This is a genomic window from Amycolatopsis ultiminotia (assembly GCF_039536925.1).
Taxonomy (GTDB): Bacteria; Actinomycetota; Actinomycetes; order Mycobacteriales; family Pseudonocardiaceae; genus Amycolatopsis; species Amycolatopsis ultiminotia.
Window position 1 is genome coordinate 70551 of sequence record NZ_BAAAZN010000020.1, and the last position, 18832, is coordinate 89382.

Consider the following 18832-nt stretch of genomic DNA (forward strand, 5'->3'; position numbering starts at 1 on the left):
GGGAAGGACGGTCACACGGTGGCGGGGACCAGGTCGGCAGGCGACGAGAGCGTCCCCCGCACGGCCGTGGCCGCGGCCACCAGCGGGGACACCAGGTGCGTGCGCCCGCCCTTGCCCTGCCGTCCTTCGAAGTTGCGGTTGGAGGTCGACGCGCTGCGCTCGCCGGGGGCGAGCTGGTCCGGGTTCATGCCGAGGCACATCGAGCAACCGGCCTGCCGCCATTCGGCACCCGCCTCGACGAAGACCTTGTCCAGCCCCTCCTCCTCGGCGGCCTTGCGCACCCGCATCGACCCCGGCACCACGAGCATCCGGACCGAGTCGGCCACGTGGTGCCCGCGCAGCACCTCCGCGGCGGCCCGCAGGTCCTCGATCCGGCCGTTGGTGCACGAGCCGAGGAACACCGTGTCCACCGCGACCTCGCGCAGCGGGGTGCCCGGAGCCAGATCCATATAGGACAACGCCTTCTCCGCGGCGAAGCGCTCGTTCTCGTCGGCGATCGCGGCCGGGTCGGGCACCGTGGCACCGAGCGGCAGGCCCTGGCCGGGGTTGGTGCCCCAGGTCACGAACGGGGTCAGTGCGTCGGCGTCGAGGTGCACCTCCTCGTCGAACTGCGCGCCCTCGTCGGTGCGCAGTTCACGCCAGTTGGCAACTGCGGCATCCCAATCGGCGCCCTGCGGGGCGTGCGGACGGCCCTTGAGGTAGGCGAAGGTCGTCTCGTCCGGCGCGATCATGCCTGCCCGCGCGCCCGCCTCGATGGACATGTTGCAGATGGTCATCCGGGCTTCCATGGACAGCGCCTCGATGGCCTTGCCCCGGTACTCCAGCACGTAGCCCTGACCGCCGCCGGTACCGATCTTCGCGATCACCGCGAGGATGATGTCCTTGGCGGTGACGCCCGGCTGCAGTTCGCCGTCGATGGTGATCGCCATCGTCTTGAACGGGCGCAGCGGCAGCGTCTGGGTGGCCAGCACGTGCTCGACCTCCGAAGTGCCGATGCCGAAGGCCATCGCGCCGAACGCCCCGTGCGTGGAGGTGTGGCTGTCCCCGCACACCACGGTCGTGCCGGGCTGGGTGAGGCCGAGCTGCGGGCCGATGACGTGCACGATGCCCTGTTCGGCATCGCCCATCGGGTGCAGCCGGACCCCGAACTCCTTGCAGTTGCTGCGAAGGGTGTCGACCTGGGTCCGGGACACCGGATCGGCGATGGGCAACTCGATGTCCACCGTCGGCACGTTGTGGTCTTCGGTCGCGATGGTGAGGTCGGGTCGCCGCACCTTGCGCCCCGCGAGCCGCAGGCCCTCGAACGCCTGCGGGCTGGTCACTTCGTGCACCAGGTGCAGATCGATGTAAAGCAGGTCCGGCTCGGCGCCTTCGCCTCGGCGCACGAGGTGGCTGTCCCACACCTTCTCCGCCAGCGTACGAGCCTTGCCGGTCGGACTGGTCATCTCCGGCTCCTTCCACGGGATCGGCCGGGAGCACGGAACTCGGGTGGTCTCAGACGAGGCGAGCCACGTCGCGGCGCAGCCCGGGTTCGTTTTTCCCAGATTCTGGACTTCCCAAAGTACGGGAAGATAGTATCGCGTCGTGGGACAGCATAGCGGTATCGGAGTACTGGACAAAGCCGTGGCCGTACTTCAGGCGGTCGCGGAGGACCCGTGCGGGCTCGCGGAACTGTGCACGCGCACCGGTCTGCCGCGGGCGACGGCACATCGGCTGGCGGTCGGCCTCGAGGTGCACCGGCTGTTGCGGCGCGGACCGGACGGGCGGTGGCGGCCCGGCACCGCACTCGCCGAACTGGCAGGCGGATCGACCGATCCGTTGCTCGACGCGGCGAGCTCGGTACTGCCGAAGTTACGGGACATCACCGGCGAGAGCGTGCAGCTCTACCGGCGCGACGGCGTGCAGCGTGTGTGCGTGTCGACCGCGGAGCCGCCGAGTGGCCTGCGCGACACCGTTCCGGTCGGCTCGCGGCTGCCGATGACCGCGGGCTCCGGCGCGAAGGTCCTTGCCGCATGGTCGGATCCGCACACCCAGCGGACGGTGCTGGCGGATGCGGTCTACGGCGAGCGGACCCTGCTCGAGGTGCGCCGCCGCGGCTGGGCGCAGAGTGTCGCCGAGCGGGAGCCAGGGGTGGCCAGCGTTTCGGCACCGGTGCGGGATTCCTCCGGCGCGGTGGTGGCCGCGGTCTCGGTCTCCGGGCCGATCGAGCGCATCGGCCGCAAACCGGGTGCCCGCTGGGCGGCGGATCTCCTCGCCGCCGCCGACGCCTTGCAAGAACGGCTCTGACTCCGACTGCTCCCACCTCGACACCCGAGCGCCGCCTCCCCGCCGCCATGGCGGGGAGGCGGCCTTTTTCGTTCCGGCCGATCGTCCTCAGTAGACCGACCGGGCGGCGGCGACGTCCGGGGTGCTCACCGAGGCAGCCACACCGACGGAACCGGGCAGACCCGGCAGTTCGACGGAAAACCCCAGCGCACAGGGTGTCCACACGCGACAGACAAGGCTTTTCGGGGCGGTACCGGCGTTCCGGCCAGTGAAAGAACCGGCTGTCGCGGCACCGGCCTAACACCTCGATCTCACCCGAAAAAGCCAGGTCCCGATTGGACTTGCCACGCGCGTGGGTGATAATGGCCTCGTTCGGCCTGCATGGCCGTGAAATACAAGTTCTGGTTGGAGGAACTGGAATGGCCAACAAGGCCCAGCTTATCGAAGCACTGTCGGATCGCATCGGCGACAAGAAGGCTGCCGCAGAAGCAGTCGACGGTCTCGTCGACATCATCATCCGCACCGTCCACAAGGGCGAGAAGGTCACCATCACCGGCTTCGGCGTCTTCGAGAAGCGCGCCCGCGCCGCTCGCACCGCGCGCAACCCGCGCACCGGTGAGTCCGTGCGGGTCAAGAAGACCAACGTGCCCGCCTTCCGCGCGGGCACCACCTTCAAGGACGTCATCTCCGGCTCCAAGAAGCTGCCGAAGGCCACTGCGGTGAAGCGGGCGACCGCGACGCGGGCCACCGCGTCGAGCACCACCCGTGCCGCCGCCGCCAAGCCGGCCGCCACGCGCACCCGCGCCGCGGCTGCCAAGGCCCCGGCCGCCAAGGCGACCGCGACCAAGGCGAAGGCGACCACCACGCGGGCGACCAAGGCCACCGCGGCCAAGGCGACCACCACGCGTGCCGCCAAGGCGACCGCGACCAAGGCCACCGCCGCCAAGGCGAAGGCCGCCCCGGCCCGCGCCACCAAGGCCGCGGCGAAGCCGGCCGCCAAGAAGACCACGGCGACCGCGAAGAAGGCCACGCCCGCGAAGCGGACCTCGGCCGCCAAGAAGAAGTAAAGTCGTTACCGGATACCCGGAACAGGCCCCGCCCGCTCTCGGACGGGGCCTGTTCCGTCTGCATTTCCGGAACGGAGAACCATGCCCGAGAACAAGACCCTGCCGGACAACTGGGGTCGCTGGGGTGCCGAGGACGAACTGGGCACCCTCAACCTGATCACCGACGAAGTGCGGGCCCGCGCCGCCAGGGAAGTCCGCGACGGCCGGGCCGTTTCCCTGGCGCTGCCGATCGATCCGACGCCCGCGCTCAGCGGTCCGTTCGCTCCGGCCGCAGGTCCCCTCTCACCGGTGCAGCAGGTGATGCTGCACACCGGCATTCCGGTCGCGACCGCCGATCTGGTCACCATCACCAACCACCATCCCCGTTCCACCCACCTCGACGCACTGAGCCACCAGATCCGGGAAGACGGCCAGGTGTACCCGGGCCGCCCGGCCACCGAAGTGGTCACCCCGGCCGGGGTGCAGCACGGTGGCAGCACCCCGTTCGCCGCCGGGATCCTCACCCGCGGCGTCTTCCTCGATCTCGCCGCGGACGGACCACTTCCCTCGGCGCACCCGATCACCGCCGCGGACTTCGAAGCCGCGGAAGGCCGGGAGAACGTCCGGCTGGAATCCGGCGACGCGCTCGTCGTGCGCTGCGGCTGGTCGATGACGCCCGATCCGGAACGCCCGATGCCCGGGATCACCCTCGACGCGGTGCGCTGGATGCACGAACGCGGCGTCTCCCTCTACCTCGGCGACATGGGTGACGCGCATCCGCCGCTCGAAGACGAGCACCCCGGCGCGCTCCACCGGGTCGCTCTGCTGAACCTCGCCATGCCGCTCGTGGACGCCACCGCAGTCGGCGAACTCGCCACCGTGTGCGCGGAACTGGGCCGCTACTGCTTCCTGCTCTCGATCGCCCCGCCGCGGATCCACGGCCTCACCGGAGTACCGGTCAACCCGCAAGCGGTGTTCTGAGCACCTCGGGGCACGAAGTACCGCAGTCCCGGGCAGGGTGCTCGTGACCGGTCCCCCCGGACAGCGGCCGCCGGCATTTCTTTCCGCGCCGGGAAGTGTTTCGTTCCTGTGTCCATTCCGGCACAATGCGTGTACGGAACGTGGTCGCGGTCACTCCGGAAAATCCGGGCCCACAAGGGAGTTCCGGGTTGTTACGCGAACGTGACCAGTACTCACCGTGTTCGGCTTCCCGGCACCGGGAGCGGTGCCGTGGCTCCTCCCGGTTTCGCCAGCGCACACCCGGTTTCCGCCGGTTCGGCCCGGCGCGGGAAACCGGCGGCAAACACCGCGGCAAAACGGGGCGCCAGGTCACGAAAACGGGATCCCGCCGGTGAAGCGGTGCTACATTCAGCACCGGTAAGTGTTGGTTTATGCAATCATGTCGCCCGGCAACCACCTGAGTTTTCGAGGACATGAGAGACCATTGCCGATAGTTCGAGTGGAGAACCTGTACAAGGTGTTCGGCCGCCGCGCGACGGAGGCGGTACGCCGGCTGGAGAGCGGCACCGACCGCGCGGAACTGGAACTGCCCGGTGTCACCGCCGCGGTTGTCGACGCATCGTTCACCGTGGAGCGCGGCGAGATCTTCGTGGTGATGGGGCTCTCCGGTTCGGGCAAATCGACCCTGCTGCGCACGCTGAACGGGCTGCTGCCGGTCACGTCCGGCCGGGTGCTGGTGGACGACACCGACCTCACCGGGATGACCCCGGCACAGGTGCGTGAACTGCGTCAGCAGCGGATGAGCATGGTGTTCCAGCACTTCGCGCTCTTCCCGCACCGCACCGTCGAGGAGAACGTCGCCTACGGGCTGAGCGTGCAGGGCACCGCGCGCGAACGACAACGCACCCGGACCGCGGAGGCGCTGGAGCTGGTCGGGCTCACCGGCTGGGAGGACCGGCTGCCGGGCGAGCTGTCCGGCGGGATGCGCCAGCGGGTGGGACTCGCCCGCGCGTTGGCCGCGGACACCGAGATCCTGCTGATGGACGAGGCGTTCAGCGCGCTGGACCCGTTGATCCGCAAGGAGATGCAGGACCAGCTGCTCAACCTGCAGCGGCAGCTGGGCAAGACGATCGTGTTCATCACCCACGACCTCAACGAGGCAATGCGCCTCGGCGACCGGATCGCGATGATGCGCGACGGCCGGATCGTCCAGGTCGCCACGGCAACCGAAATGCTGACCGCACCTGCCGACGAGTACGTCGCCCGGTTCGTGCGCGACGTCGACCGCACCCGGGTGCTCACCGCGTCCGCGGTGATGGAACCGGCCGGGATCTCCTTCACCCCGGCCACCACGCTGGCCGAGGCGCAGGAAACCATGCGCAGGCACGAACTCACCGGTGTGCTCGTGGCCGACGGCGGCACATTCGCCGGCGCGGTCACCCGTGGCGCGGTGTCCGCGGCGGACGGCGCCGGCTCGGTCGCCGACGTGCTCGACCGCTCCGCGGCGCGCGTCACCGCAGACACTCCGGTCGCCGACCTGTTCGGCGTGTCCGCGGCGGCACCGGCGCCGCTGGCCGTGGTCGACGGCGCGGGTGCGCTGCTCGGCATGGTCACCCAGCAGTCGCTGCTGCGGTCGCTGAGCATCACCGAAGACGCGGAAGAGGAGGTGGACGCGCATGCGTGAGCTCTTCCTCGCCGACGGCTGGCACGTGCCGCGGATCCCGGTCGGCGACTGGTTCGCCGCGATCGTCGACTGGCTGCAGAACAACATCGGACCGTTCTTCGACTTCGTCGACATGGTCGTCAACGGCGCGGTCACCGGACTGGCCTCCGCGCTGAGCTGGCTGCCGTCCCTGGTGCTCATCCTGGTTTTCGCGGCACTCGGCTGGTGGGTGCGCGGCTGGCGGTTCGGGCTCGTCTCGCTCATCGGGTTCGCGGTGGTGGACGGTCTCAGCGAACTGCCCTCGGCGATGGAAACGCTGGCGCAGGTGCTCGTGGCAGGCGTGGTGGCGGTGCTCATCGCGGTGCCGGTCGGCATCGCCGCGGCCCGCAACGCAGCGGTGAGCCGGGTCGTGAAGCCGGTACTGGACTTCATGCAGACGCTGCCGTCGTTCGTCTACCTGATCCCGGTGGTCGTCTTCTTCTCGATCGGCCCGGTGCCGGGTGTGGTGGCGACCGTGGTGTTCGCGCTGCCGCCGGGGGTCCGGCTGACCGAACTGGGCATCCGCCAGGTCGACCCGGAGATGGTCGAGGCGGGCGAGGCATTCGGTTCGCCGCCGGGGCGGATCCTCACCGAGATCCAGATCCCGCTGGCGATGCCCTCGATCATGGCCGGTATCAACCAGATCATCATGCTGTCGCTGTCGATGGTGGTGATCTCCGGCATGGTCGGCGCCCCCGGTCTCGGCTCCGAGGTCTATGCCGCGGTCACCAGCCTCAAGATCGGACAGGGTTTCGAAGCCGGGCTCGGCGTCGTGGTGCTGGCGATCTACCTCGACCGGCTGACCTCGACGCTGGGGGCCCGCTCGGCGGTCGGCCGGGCCCGCCGCCGCACCGCGGCTGCCTGACCACCACGTATCCAGAAAGGACGAACGAGTGCGGACAACGAAGAGGTTCACCCGGATCCTCGCGCTTGGCGCGGCGGTGACGGCGCTGGTCGGCATCACCGCAGGCTGCGGCGGCAGGGAAAACCAGTCCGGCAGCGGCCAGGACGCGAAAACGATCACCATCGGCTACATCGGCTGGGACGAGGACATCGCGCTGACCAACCTGTACCAGACGGTGCTGGAGGAGAAGGGCTACAAGGTCACGCCGAAGCTGCTGGACGCCGGGCCGATCTACGCCGGCCTCGCCAAGGGCGACGTCGACCTGTTCCTCGACTCCTGGCTCCCCGCAACGCACAAGCAGTACTGGGACCAGTACCACAACCAGCTCGAGGACCTCGGCATCTGGTACGACAAGGCCACCCTCAACCTGGCGGTGCCGAACTACGTGAAGGACGTCAACAGCATCGCCGACCTGAAGGCGAAGGCGAGCGATTTCGACGGCAAGATCACCGGTATCGAGGCCAGCGCCGGGGAAACCGACATCGTGCAGAAGCAGGTCCTCTCGCAGTACGACCTGAACGGCTCGATCACCCTGCAGAACTCCTCGACCACGGCGATGCTCGCGGCGCTGGACGGCGCGATCAAGTCGCAGAAGCCGATCGTGGTCACGATGTGGCACCCGCACTGGGCCTACTCGCGGTACCAGCTGAAGGACCTGCAGGACCCGAAGGGCGCGATGGGCAAGGGCGAACAGATCCACGCCATCGGCCGCAAGGGCTTCGGCTCGGACTTCCCGGCACTGGCCGAGGTGTCGAAGAAGCTGAAGATGAGCGACGAGGACCTCGGCTCGCTCGAGGACGCCATCCAGAAGGCGCCGAAGGGCAAGGAGAAGGACGCCGCAAAGCAGTGGGCGGACCAGCACAAGCAGTTCGTGGACGCAGCGTTCGCCGGTCTCTGACCGCCACCGCACACCACGGTCCCGCATCCCCCACCGGGGTGCGGGACCGTTGCCGTTTCCGGACTCGTCCAGCGCCGTCCACGGGTCGCTGCCATCGGGACCACACGTCTCTACCGCAGGGGCCACACGTCCTTACCGCAAGCGACCGCACGCCTTCACCACCGGCCACACACCTCTACCGCGGCCAGCACGCCGCGCACTTCTACCGCGGCCGCGGCCAGCATGCCGCGCACCTCTACCGCCGCCGATATGCCGCGCACCCGGCCCACCACGGCCGCCCACATATCCACCCCGCCGACACCCACACCCCTTTACCGCAGCAGGCCACGCACCTCGCCGCGGCCGGAACGCCACACCATGCACCCGGCGCGACCGTGCACCGCGGATCCGCCGGATCGGCGGGGAATCCGAGCCACGGCCCTCCTCCCCCAGGCATGCGGATGCCGCGCACCACCTCGACCACCACCTCCCGCCGCAGCCCGGACGCGTGGCCGCGGTGCCCGACGTACCGCAACCGGTGTCCGCCCGCCCAGCCGAAACCCGCCTGGTACAACGAGATCGACGCCCGCAGCAACCGGCACACCAGCCCGGCCGGCGGCCGCTCAGTCACCGGCATCGTGCTCTCGTTTCCCCGGCCCGGCCCACTTCCGCCGGACGCGGTCTGAAGCCGGTCGCGATCCACTTCCGCCGGACGCAGTCTGACGCCGGTCCGGATCCGCCCCCGCCGGTCGCGGTCACCGCCCCGACCGCGAATACGGCACACTGGAGGCATGTCCCGTGTGCCGGCCGCTCACTCCCGCACCGACGTCCCCGCCGACGTCGACGCGGTCACCGAGGCGGTGCTGACCGCGTCGAGGCTGCTCGTCGCCGTGTCCGCGCGGTCGATCGCGGCCGCCGGCGAGGCGATCACGTTGCCGCAGTTCCGGCTTCTGGTGATTCTGCACTCCCGCGGCCCGCTCAAGCACGCCGCGCTCGCCGAACTGCTCGGGGTCACCCCGTCGACCGCGAGCCGGATGGTCGACCGGCTGGTCGCGGTGGACATGGTGGCGCGGCAGGGCAATCCGTCGTCGCGGCGCGAGGTGGTCCTCGAGCTGACCCGCGAGGGCGCACGGATCGTCCGGCTGGTCACAAACCGCCGTCGCCGGGAAATCGCCAAAATCGTGGAGAACATGCCGGAAAACGCGCGGCACGGGCTCATCGACGTACTGACCGCCTTCGCCGAGGCAGGCGGCGAACCCCCGGCAGGTACCACCGCAGACGCGGGCTGGGGCTGAGTCACCGCAGCACCCCGAGCACCGACTGGTGGGTGATCCACCCCTCCAGCCGGTGTTCCGCACTGAGCACCGGCAATCCGGTACCCGCCGCGCCGGTGAGCACGGTCAGCGCATCGGCGAGGTTCGTGTCCCTGGTCAGCAACGGCGGCAGTTCGGCCAGCTCGCCGACGGTACCCTGCTGCCCTTCGGCCACCGCCTCGGCTACCGCACGGGCGGTCACACAGCCCTGGTAGGCACCGTCCGGGTCGATCACCGGCAGGACCCCGTGGCCGGACACCGCGAGCTCGTGTGCGGCTTCGTCCAGCGGCAGCCCGGCGGACAACGGTTCGGGCAGCGGCTCGGTCACCGCGGCGACCGTCGTGCCGGCGAGGCGCCGTTCGGACGGCGACCGGTCGAGATCGACGCCCCGGCGCCGCAGCTTGAGGGTGTAGATCGTGTCCCGGCTCAGTACCCGGCTGGTCGCGGTGGCGATCACGATCGCGGTGAGCATCGGGAGAATCACGGTGTACTGCCCGGTCAGTTCGAACAGCACGATCACCGCGGTGATCGGCGCCCGCGCTGCACCCGCGAACGCCGCGCCCATGCCGATCAACCCGTACACCCCCGGCGACGCGGTCAGCGAGGGCAACCAGGCGTGCGCCACGATGCCGAACGCCGTACCCGCCATCGCGCCGACGAACAGTGACGGCGCGAAAACCCCGCCGGATCCGCCGATCCCGATGGTCAGACTCGTGGCCACCATCTTCCCGACGAGCAGCACGAGCAGGAACGCGAGCACGTACTTGCCTTCGACCGCGTTCTGCAGCACCGGATACCCCACGCCGTACATCTGCGGCAACAGGAGCAGCAGACCGCCGAGGAACAGTCCGCCCACTCCGGGACGCAGCCACTCCGGCCCACGCCACAGCCGGTCGCAGACGTCCTCGATGAGGTACAGCACACGCGTGAACAGCACGCCGCAGGCGCCCACCAACAGCCCGAGCACCACGAACAGCAGGTACTCCACCGGGTTCCGGAGAGTGAACGGCGGCAGGTCCAGGAACGCCACGTTCCCCAGCACCGCACGCCCCACCACGCTCGCGGTCACACTGGCGAGCACGACCGCGCCGAACGATTCGGCCGCGAAGTCCCGCAGGATCAGTTCCATCGCGAAGAACGGGCCGGCAAGCGGCGCGTTGAACGTCGCCGCGATGCCACCCGCCGCACCGCAGGCGACCAGCACGCGCAGCCGTGATTCCGGCAACCGGGCGAACCGGCCGAGCGCGGACCCGAGCGCCGACCCGATCTGCACGATCGGTCCCTCGCGCCCGACCGATCCCCCGGCGCCGATCGTCAACGCCGACGCCAGCGCTTTCACCGCACTCACCTGCGCCGGGATCCGCCCGCCACGCTCCGCCACGGCGTACATGACTTCCGGAACGCCGTGTCCCCGAGCCTCCGGGGCGAAGCGATGCACCAGCGGTCCGTACACCAGCCCCGCGACGACCGGGGCAAGCAGCAGGAACCACGGTCCCAACCCGGGAAACCACGGATGCGCCACGCGCCCGGCCGCCGAATAGTCCACCCGCCCGGAGAACAGGTGCGTGAACGTGGTGATCAGCCACCGGAACACCACCGCCCCGGCCCCGGCGCCCGCACCGATCACCAGCGAGAGCCCGATCAGCCCCGTCGAACTCTCCCGGAACCACCGGCCGACCGGCGCCCGAGCCGGCACCCACACACTGTTGCCTTGAGACACCATTGCATTATGAAACATTTGCCGTGGTACCCGATACCCGGGGTGCGCGAGGTCTCCCCCGGCCGCTGGTGTCCGCCAAGGAAACCGTTCTCGTCTCGGGTCCAAGGCCGGCTGAGATTGTTGCCAGTCCCGGGGGAGAGCTTGCCGGATGTGTCGTGGTTCCGATTGCTCATCAGACGATCAGTGAGTGGCGATCGAGGACCTGCCGCCGGTCCGCATCGGCAAGCGCCGGCTACCCGCGTCGACAAGCCTGCCGATGTGCTGCAGTCGTGGGCGCTTGGATCCTTTCCGGCTGCCGGCCACCTCTTCCGCATGACAGAGAATGACCAGATTTCCGGTACGCACGGCTGGCCAGATCCTTCTCTCGGCGGCGAAGCCGGCGAAGTCGTCCCACGAACGGGCCTTCTTCCGGTGGTGCCGCCTGCGCGTGCAGGCAGGGCGGCGACACCGCGTGCGCCAGGGTGGGCAGCGCCGCGCCGATTCGGGCACTTCCCGAGTCACCCCGTTGGTTTCCGCGAGGCGGAACCGGTCGGCACGCAGGATGGTGCAGATCGCCTGGGCGGAAGCGTAGGCGGGGTAACCGTTCCGCAGTGTCAGGACGGCCAAAGTGTCCAGACCGGGCTTGGCCTCGAGCGCAAGGGGCAGCGGCGATCTCGCCGGTGATTTACGTCTGCGCGAGCAGCGGGCCCCGTTCGGCAAACCGCGCGCCGGTCGTGGTCGATGGTCTCGACCCCCGGCACGTTCCGCGCCATCATCACGGCCGGCCAGTCGTTGGACCGGCCGGCCGCGATGAACGGGACGTTCAGCTCGCGCAGGTACTCACAGATGAGCCTGCCGGTACAGCCGGACGACGGGCCTCTTCGCGTCGGCGGCCGTCACATTCCCATCCCACCGTCGACCCGGAGGCCGACGCCGTTGACGAACCGGGCTTGGTCCGAGGCAAGGAAAACGACTGCGTCGGCCATGTCGGCCACCTCGCCGAGACGTCCGGACGGAGTGAGCTCGACGACCTCGCCGACCGCCGCTTCGGGGCTGTCGAACAGACCGAGCGACGAGGTCTCCACCGCGAGCTTCGTGCCCATTTCGGTGGCAACCAGACCGGGCAGAACGCAGTTGACCCGCACGCCGTAGCCGAGTTTGCCCGCCTCCATCGCAGCGACCCTGGTCAGCCGGTCGATCGCGGACTTGGTCGCCGAATACCCGCTGATGCCGGGGAAAGCGATCGCCGCCGCGACCGAAGCGACGTTGACGACCGCACCGCCCTTGCCCGCCGGGCCGTCCGGGCGCATCGCGCGGAAAGCGTGCTTGACGCCGAGCATGGTGCCGACCACGTTGACGTTGAGCATGGTGAGCAGGCTCTCCGGCTCGGTGTCCACGATGAGCTGGGTGACCTCGACCCCCGCGTTGTTCACCACGACGTCGAGCCCGCCGAACTCGGCGACGGTGGTTTCGATCGCGGCCGCCCAGTCGCGGTCGGAGGTCACGTCGTGCGGCACGAAACGCGCGCCCGGAATGCCGGCCGCCGTCGTCTTCCCGATGTCGCTCCGGATGTCGGAGATCATCACCGACGCCCCCGCGCGGGCCAGCGCCTCGGCCATGCCTGCACCGAGCCCTTGCGCCCCACCGGTAACCAATACCGTCCGGCCGGTCAGGTCCACATCAGCCATCCCTGGTCCTCCTGTTCACCGCTTCGTTGCGGCAGTTCGAGGTGCGGTGAGGGAGACCGTAGAACCATCTTTGGTCAAGTGTCAAGATTTCTCTTACCAGTCGTCAAATAGCATTCCGGTGAGCGGCCGGCCTCGCGTCCACAGGCCGAAACCCGAGCCGCCGCAGGGCGAACCGGTTAAGCTTCTCGTCCGTGACCGTGCCGGAGTTGCTGTCCGATGTCCCGAATGCGCCAGAGGCCGAGCCCGAAGGTGACGCGCTGGTCGAACAGCTACGGGAACGTCTCCCCGAACTGGCCATGGCGACACTGGAAGAGCAGGCGAAAGCCCTGACGAGACTGGTCTCCGAAGGCGACCTCGAGCAGGTGCGAAAGTCCGTCCGCAACCGCGTGCAAAGCGACAGTGTGGCGATCCTCCGGGAGACCAACCCGACGATCACCGCCTGGCAAGCCGATCGCAATCGGCTCCGCAATCACCTCGCGTCGGGCCGCCTGCCGGTCGCGGCCACGGCGAACCCCCGGGACCGCGTGGGGCACGCCGCATTCGGATTCGCCTTGTGGCTCGGCATGATCCACCCACTGCTGTGCTGGCAGCTGTCCCGGGTTCCCTGGCCGGGAAGCACGTGGCTCGCGGTGGTCGCGGCGCTGATCGTCTCGACGATCGCGAGCCTGTGGCTCGGCCGCCGGTTCGTCGCGCGGGCGGGCGTCCGGTTCAGCGGCCGTCGCGCGCTCGGCGGCGCGGGCTGGCCGATCGCGACCGGCCTGGCCACAACGTATGTGCTGCTGGTGTGCCGTTTGTGGGGCGCGTCCTTCGACACGATGGGCGGCTTCTTGGCAGTGCTCGTGTGGGTGCTGTCCGGCCTGGTCACCGTCATGCTGACGTTCTTCGCCTACATCTTCGCGACCGAGCAGGAGAAAGAAGAGGAGCCGGGACAGCGGCTCCCGCCGATCGCGCGTAGCCGGGGTTTTCTCGGCTGTGTCACGGCCACTGTCGGCACGGTACTCGTGCTGTCCTGGACCTTCCCGGTCCCGGAGTGGGTCCAGTTCGTCACGGCCGACCTGCTGTCCCTCGTTCTGCTGGCCGGGACGGCACCACTCACGCTCAGCCCGGAACTGATCCCCCGCCGGTTTTCCCGCGATCCGGAACGGCGGGGCAGTCCACGGTGGACTCGGATCCGGGACGAGTTGCAGGCGAAGGTGGACGAAGACGACCGGGCCTGGAGTGTCGCGGCAACGGAGTCGGTCCGGCAGCGGGTCATCGGATATCTCAACGAATTGCGCAATCCGGCCTACCGCACCGAGCTCACCGGCGTGGACCGGCATGTACTCGGGCAGATGCGCCCGGGGGACCGGGTCGTGACCTCACTCGCGGGCGTGCGGCAGCTGCAGACGCTGATCGCAGGCATCGCCGGCGGCGCGGTCGGCATCGCCGGCCCACGCGGGGTGGGCAAGTCCACCTTGCTGGAGACCTATCAGGCCGGCGGCCTGGCCCTAGAGAGCAACCAGGCGCACATCGCGGTGTTCGAAAGCGTCCCGGTGCGCTACGACGCACGCGACTTCGTCCTGCACCTGTTCGCCCGCACTTGCGAAGCGGTGATCGACTTCAAACCGCCCGACGGCGAGTCCTCGTCGCCCGCTCCCCCGCAGCGTCGGTGGGAATGGCTGCGACGCGGGTGGCCGTTCCTCGCGACAGTCTTGCTCTGGGTGGGGTTCGGGGTGCTCGGGTCCCTCGCCGCGCGCGACCAGAAGCTCGACGCCGCCGGGTTGTTCACGACACTGTGGTGGCCGTTGATCGGACTGCTCGGCGGGAGCGCCCTGCTCTACCTCGCCATGCGGTGGCGTCCCGGCCGGACCTCCGTACGGCCGCCGGCAAAGCCACCGGTGCCGCCCGGCGACCTGGCGGCGCTGCGCGCGCGTGCCCGGTGGGCACTGAGCGAGATCGAGCTTCAGCAGAAGTACACCACCGGGTGGTCGGGCAAGGTCGCCGCGGCCGGCACCGAGGTCGGCGCGACCGGCTCGCACGAGGTGACCCGGCAGCCGCGTACCTATCCCCAGCTGGTGCACGATTTCGGCGACTTCCTCCAGACGGCCGTCGGATGTCTGGACGCACTCCAGCACATGGCGAAACCGTCGGTCGTGATCATCCTCGACGAACTCGACAAGATCGTCTCGCCCGATCTGGCGCAGGACTTCGTCAACGAGGTCAAGGCACTCTTCGGCCTCGACGTACCGGGTTTCCTCTTCCTCGTTTCGGTGTCCGAGGACGCACTGGCGTCGTTCGAACGGCGGGGTCTGCCGGTGCGGGACACTTTCGACAGCGCGTTCGACGCCATCCTCCGGCTCGACTACCTCACGCTCGGCGATTCCTGCCGGCTGCTGAACAGCCGTATCCTCTGGTTTCCCGAACCGTTCGCCTGCCTGTGCCACAGCCTGTCCGGCGGCCTGCCCCGTGAGCTGATCCGCATTGCCAGGCAAGTGATTTCCGCCGACGGCTCACTGTCCGCGGCGGCCGAACGGGTGGTGGCACAAGACCTGGCGGGCAAACGAGCCGGACTCCGCACCGTGGTCGCCCGAGGCGACCACGACGACGAACTGGCGAGCCGCCTGGTCCGCCACGTCGAGGCACACGCGGCCCCAGTGGCCTCCGTACTCGTCGACGCCGCGGCAGCTCCCCCCGTCGACCCCCAGCCCGGCCTCGTCGAGCTGAGCCGGCTGCAGGTGGAAACGCTGGGCTATCTCTACTATCTCGGCACCGTACTGGAAACCTTCGGCCCCAACTTCGCCGAAGCCGACCTCCAACGAGGCCACACCCCCGGCGACGGATCCTTCGACACCCTCGCCTCGGCACGCCAACTGTTCGCAGTCAACGCCCGGCTCGCCTGGCTGACCCTGAACGCCTTCCGCACAACATGGCACCTACGAGTCGTACCGGCACCGGAATCCTGACCCCGCAGTGCGCACCCCGCACTGCGCACCTATGCCCGCCACGTCCGCCCTGCCATGCCCCTGCCGCACCCTGCCCGCCGTTCCTGACCGGCCCCGCCATGCAATACCCACCGCACCCGCCGCCCACTGGCATGCCGCACCCGCCGTCCCTGCCATGCCGCACCCGCCGCCCACTGGCATGCCGCACCCGCCGTCCCTGCCATGCCGCACCCGCCGCCCACTGGCATGCCGCACCCGTCGTCCCTGCCATGCCGCACCCGCCGCCCACTGGCATGCCCTGCCCTCACCCGTCACGCCGCGCCCGCAGCCCGCGGTCGCTGCCCGCCACACCTGCCGTGCCTGCCTCACCCCGTCCATGGCCACCAACCTTGCCGCACCCGCCGCTTGCCATCCCTACCCCGCCCCGTCATGGCCGCCGACCTTGACACCCCCACCGCCTGCCACCGCTGCCCTGCCATACCCACCACACCCGCCATCCCTGCCCTGCCCGCCATACCCACCAACCTTGACGCACCCGCCGTCTGCCGCCTGCCCTGCCATACCCACCGCCTGCCGCCGCTGCCCTACCTCACCCCGTCATGCCCACCAACCTTGCCGCCCCACCGCCCCGGCTGCGCCCGGACGTCGCTGCCGTGCGTGCCTCTCCTGCCGTGTCTGAAGCTCCCCGCCATACCTGGACACCCTCGCGATACCGGCCGCGCCCGGACGTCTGATGCGCGTCATGCACCCGAGGCCGCGCTGGCCCGCCACACACCACGGTCTTCCCGAACGAAGAAATCCCCGGCGGCGAAGGTCTTCCCCCTCGGCGAAGACTTCCCCAGCCGACTTCCCCCACCAGCCGAGGCTTCCCCGACCGCCAAAGACTCGCCCGGCAGACGAGCCCCGCCCCATCGGCCGCCCAACCTCCAGCGACCCCCGCCAACCAGCCCCGCCCCATCGATTCCCCAACTGCCAAGGACTCTCGCCAACCAGATTGTCCCGGCCGACTTCCCAACCCCCAAGGGCTCTCGACCACCAAGACTCTCCGACAAGACTGTCCGAGTCAGCACGGTTTTCCCCGGTCGGCAAAGGTTTCCGGGCCGGCACCGGCGCCCGATCGGCAAGAACACCCGGCAGGCAACTGACTCCCGACCACCCCGCCGTCACGGATCCCGGGTCAACCCGCGGTCACAGACCTCCCGGTCGGCCAGGATCTCCCACCCAACCCCGGTCGTCACGGATCCCCCACCCGACAAGGGCTTCCTGACCAGCAAGCGCCTTCCCGATCGTCCCGCGGCCGAGGTACCGACGCGGCCAGGCCACGACGTGCCACCGGTGGATCAAGTCCCGTGATGCGTCCGACGTAACGTTCAGTGAGCAACGCAGGAACCGAACCCCCGTTCGTTCCCACGTTCACGGGGCTGCTGTGCCGACGTCGCCCACCCGATCAGCAACACCGGCGAAAGCCCGTCCCCGACCGGGCCCGCTGCCCGGTCACCGTGGCGTGGACCCACACACAAAAATTCCCCGCAGGAGACAGAGTCACCTGCGGGGATGTTGTAAGTACCCCCGATGGGATTCGAACCCACGCTACCGGCGTGAGAGGCCGGCGTCCTAGGCCGCTAGACGACGGGGGCTTAGGAACTTTCCCCGTTTCCGGGGCGTTTCTTGCGAGAGAGAACCTACCAGAGGCGATTCCCCCTCTCGCCGAGGGGGTCTCTCACCGCAGCTGGGGTACCAGGACTCGAACCTAGACTAACTGGACCAGAACCAGTCGTGCTGCCAATTACACCATACCCCAGTGAGGCGCATTCCCGGCTCGACCGGTTCAGCACCGCACGAGGAGAAATACTAGAACACGCCGCCGCGGACCCGCGCAGCGGGGGTCTCGCCCGCACGCTGTACCGGAACCCCGACCGTTGCGTACTCCGAAACCAGCAGCTCAGGAAGCTCGCCCAGGCCGGAGACGGTGTACACCTCCCGCGGCGCACGTTCACCGACCCGGCCGGTGCCGTCCCGATCGAGCCACACCGCGCCAAGACCCGCGTCCCGCGCGCCGATCGCGTCGGTGTCGAGTTTGTCACCCACATGCACCGCCTGTTCCGGCGCGCATTCCAGCGCGAGGCACACCGAGTGGAACATCACCGGATCCGGTTTGGCCACCCCGACCTCGCCCGCGATCGCGACATGGTCGAAAAACGGCGAGAGCCCGAGTTCCGCGATCTTCCGCCGCTGATGTGCACCTGAGGCGTTCGTCACCGCGGCAATGCACAGCCCCGCGGCGCGCAGCCATTCGAGGCAGGGCAGCACGTCGTCGAACAGTCGCCAGGAACGCGCCAGGATCTCCCGTCGGCGCGTCTCGAATGCGGCCACCTGTACCGATTCTGCGGCGATACCCAGCTCGGCGAGGAAACACTCGGTGCGCCGGTGGTGCATGACGTCGTAGCCGAGTTTTCCGGCGACGACGAGCGCCACGTGCTCCTCGGTGATCAAGTCCCACAACGGCCACAGGTCGCCACGCCCGGTGAGCGCGTGCAGGGTACGACGGATCGCCGCGGTGCAGTCGATCAAGGTGTCGTCGATGTCAAGGCACACCAACCGCAGCTCGGGAGGCGCCCACGGCTCCCGGCCCGAGGGGGCCGGCGGGGCGGTTCGCGAAGGGGTCGGAGCAGCCGCGGCGAAATCCACCCAGTGAGGCTAGGGCACGCGCCGCGTTCGCAACGCGGCCAAAAAGGTGATTGGCACTGCCCCGTTCCGACCCACCACCTCTACTCCCGGTGCGCAAAGCCACCACCGGCCACACTCCCACCGCCACCCGAGTGAGCCCTCCACCGACAAACCACCACAACCAAACTCGCGAATTCCCGTCGCACCCACAGCCCGGCCGCACCACATCCCCACCAGCAACCACACTCCCGCCCCTGCGCACACCCCCACCCAATTCACGCCACAACTCCACTCGTCCTATTCACGCCACAACTCCACTCGTCCCGGCTCGCGCCAATTCACACCACACCTCAATCAGCCCCAGCCGCGCCCGATTCACCCAGACCAGAACCCAACCCTCCGCCACGTCCACCGCCACAACGCCCCGTCACCCCCAGGCCGCATGCCCCCTTCGACAGCACGCTTCCTCTTCTTCACACCTCCCACTTCCCGCAACACTTCGGCCACGGACTTCCCACGCCCACACCGATCGAACAGACCCGCCGGCACAACACCAGAACCGTCACGATTTCACCACCGCTGCGCAGACTTCGCATCAACCTCACACAACCCGCGCCGCCAATTCCCGTAAAACAACCCACATACCTCAACTCGGACAAAGACTGCAATGCAAGATCAAAAATCGCAAACGTCACCAGCAATCCCATCAATCTACGCAATACCAAGACCTCACGCCCAACAACCCCCAAATCCGAATCACATTTCCTCAACGCGCCACATCGACGTGCCG

The 18832-nt window shown here is 69.1% G+C and carries 14 protein-coding genes and 2 tRNA genes; 9 read left to right on the forward strand and 7 right to left on the reverse strand.

What is annotated here, in order from left to right; genetic code table 11:
* Positions 1-11: 11 nt before the first annotated feature.
* Positions 12-1445, reverse strand: a complete 1434-nt coding sequence (gene leuC, locus ABD793_RS34340) for a 3-isopropylmalate dehydratase large subunit (protein WP_344867460.1) — start codon at positions 1443-1445, stop codon at positions 12-14.
* Positions 1446-1584: 139 nt separating this feature from the next.
* Here leuC and ABD793_RS34345 point away from each other — a divergent pair, with 139 nt between their 5' ends.
* The 8 genes from ABD793_RS34345 (at position 1585) to ABD793_RS34380 (ending at position 9049) form a co-directional block, all read left to right on the forward strand.
* On the forward strand, positions 1585-2286 hold the full coding sequence (locus ABD793_RS34345; protein WP_344867461.1) for an IclR family transcriptional regulator: 702 nt from the start codon (positions 1585-1587) through the stop codon (positions 2284-2286).
* Between the two features lie 398 nt (positions 2287-2684).
* A complete protein-coding gene (locus ABD793_RS34350; protein WP_344867462.1) occupies positions 2685-3332 on the forward strand; it encodes an HU family DNA-binding protein in 648 nt (215 codons plus the stop codon).
* An 81-nt stretch (positions 3333-3413) separates the two neighbouring features.
* Positions 3414-4292, forward strand: a complete 879-nt coding sequence (locus ABD793_RS34355; protein WP_344867463.1) for a cyclase family protein — start codon at positions 3414-3416, stop codon at positions 4290-4292.
* 478 nt (positions 4293-4770) lie between these two features.
* Positions 4771-5955 carry a quaternary amine ABC transporter ATP-binding protein gene (locus ABD793_RS34360; RefSeq protein ID WP_344867465.1) on the forward strand — a complete coding sequence of 395 codons (1185 nt, stop codon included), beginning with the start codon at positions 4771-4773 and terminating at the stop codon, positions 5953-5955.
* On the forward strand, positions 5948-6838 hold the full coding sequence (locus ABD793_RS34365) for an ABC transporter permease (protein WP_344867466.1): 891 nt from the start codon (positions 5948-5950) through the stop codon (positions 6836-6838). The genes ABD793_RS34360 and ABD793_RS34365 overlap by 8 nt, the downstream gene beginning before the upstream one ends.
* 28 nt (positions 6839-6866) lie before the next feature.
* Positions 6867-7775 (forward strand): glycine betaine ABC transporter substrate-binding protein, encoded by a 909-nt coding sequence (locus ABD793_RS34370; protein ID WP_344867467.1) that lies wholly within the window; start codon positions 6867-6869, stop codon positions 7773-7775.
* Positions 7776-8215: 440 nt separating this feature from the next.
* Positions 8216-8440 carry a hypothetical protein gene (locus tag ABD793_RS34375; RefSeq protein ID WP_344867468.1) on the forward strand — a complete coding sequence of 75 codons (225 nt, stop codon included), beginning with the start codon at positions 8216-8218 and terminating at the stop codon, positions 8438-8440.
* Positions 8441-8545: 105 nt separating this feature from the next.
* A complete protein-coding gene (locus ABD793_RS34380; RefSeq protein ID WP_344867470.1) occupies positions 8546-9049 on the forward strand; it encodes a MarR family winged helix-turn-helix transcriptional regulator in 504 nt (167 codons plus the stop codon).
* A 1-nt stretch (position 9050) separates the two neighbouring features.
* Here the strand turns inward: ABD793_RS34380 and ABD793_RS34385 are convergent, their stop codons facing one another.
* The 3 genes from ABD793_RS34385 to ABD793_RS34390 all read right to left on the reverse strand — a co-directional run bounded on the left by ABD793_RS34385 (position 9051) and on the right by ABD793_RS34390 (position 12454).
* Entirely contained in the window at positions 9051-10790 is a 1740-nt protein-coding gene (locus ABD793_RS34385; protein ID WP_344867471.1) for a chloride channel protein, read from the reverse strand.
* Positions 10791-10967: 177 nt separating this feature from the next.
* Positions 10968-11486 carry a DUF5938 domain-containing protein gene (locus ABD793_RS42880; RefSeq protein WP_425548815.1) on the reverse strand — a complete coding sequence of 173 codons (519 nt, stop codon included), beginning with the start codon at positions 11484-11486 and terminating at the stop codon, positions 10968-10970.
* Between the two features lie 176 nt (positions 11487-11662).
* Positions 11663-12454, reverse strand: a complete 792-nt coding sequence (locus tag ABD793_RS34390) for an SDR family NAD(P)-dependent oxidoreductase (protein ID WP_344867472.1) — start codon at positions 12452-12454, stop codon at positions 11663-11665.
* Positions 12455-12645: 191 nt separating this feature from the next.
* On the opposite strand from ABD793_RS34390, the gene ABD793_RS34395 reads away from it, so the two are divergent.
* Complete coding sequence (locus tag ABD793_RS34395; protein ID WP_344867473.1) at positions 12646-15396, forward strand: transcriptional regulator; 2751 nt, start codon at positions 12646-12648, stop codon at positions 15394-15396.
* 1543 nt (positions 15397-16939) lie between these two features.
* Here the strand turns inward: ABD793_RS34395 and ABD793_RS34400 are convergent.
* The 3 genes from ABD793_RS34400 to ABD793_RS34410 form a co-directional block, all read right to left on the reverse strand.
* Positions 16940-17012, reverse strand: a tRNA-Glu gene (locus ABD793_RS34400).
* Between the two features lie 92 nt (positions 17013-17104).
* Positions 17105-17176: transfer RNA gene (locus ABD793_RS34405), tRNA-Gln, on the reverse strand.
* A 50-nt stretch (positions 17177-17226) separates the two neighbouring features.
* Positions 17227-18063: an HAD family hydrolase gene (locus ABD793_RS34410; RefSeq protein WP_425548816.1), complete on the reverse strand. Its 837-nt coding sequence runs from the start codon at positions 18061-18063 to the stop codon at positions 17227-17229.
* Positions 18064-18832: the final 769 nt, after the last annotated feature.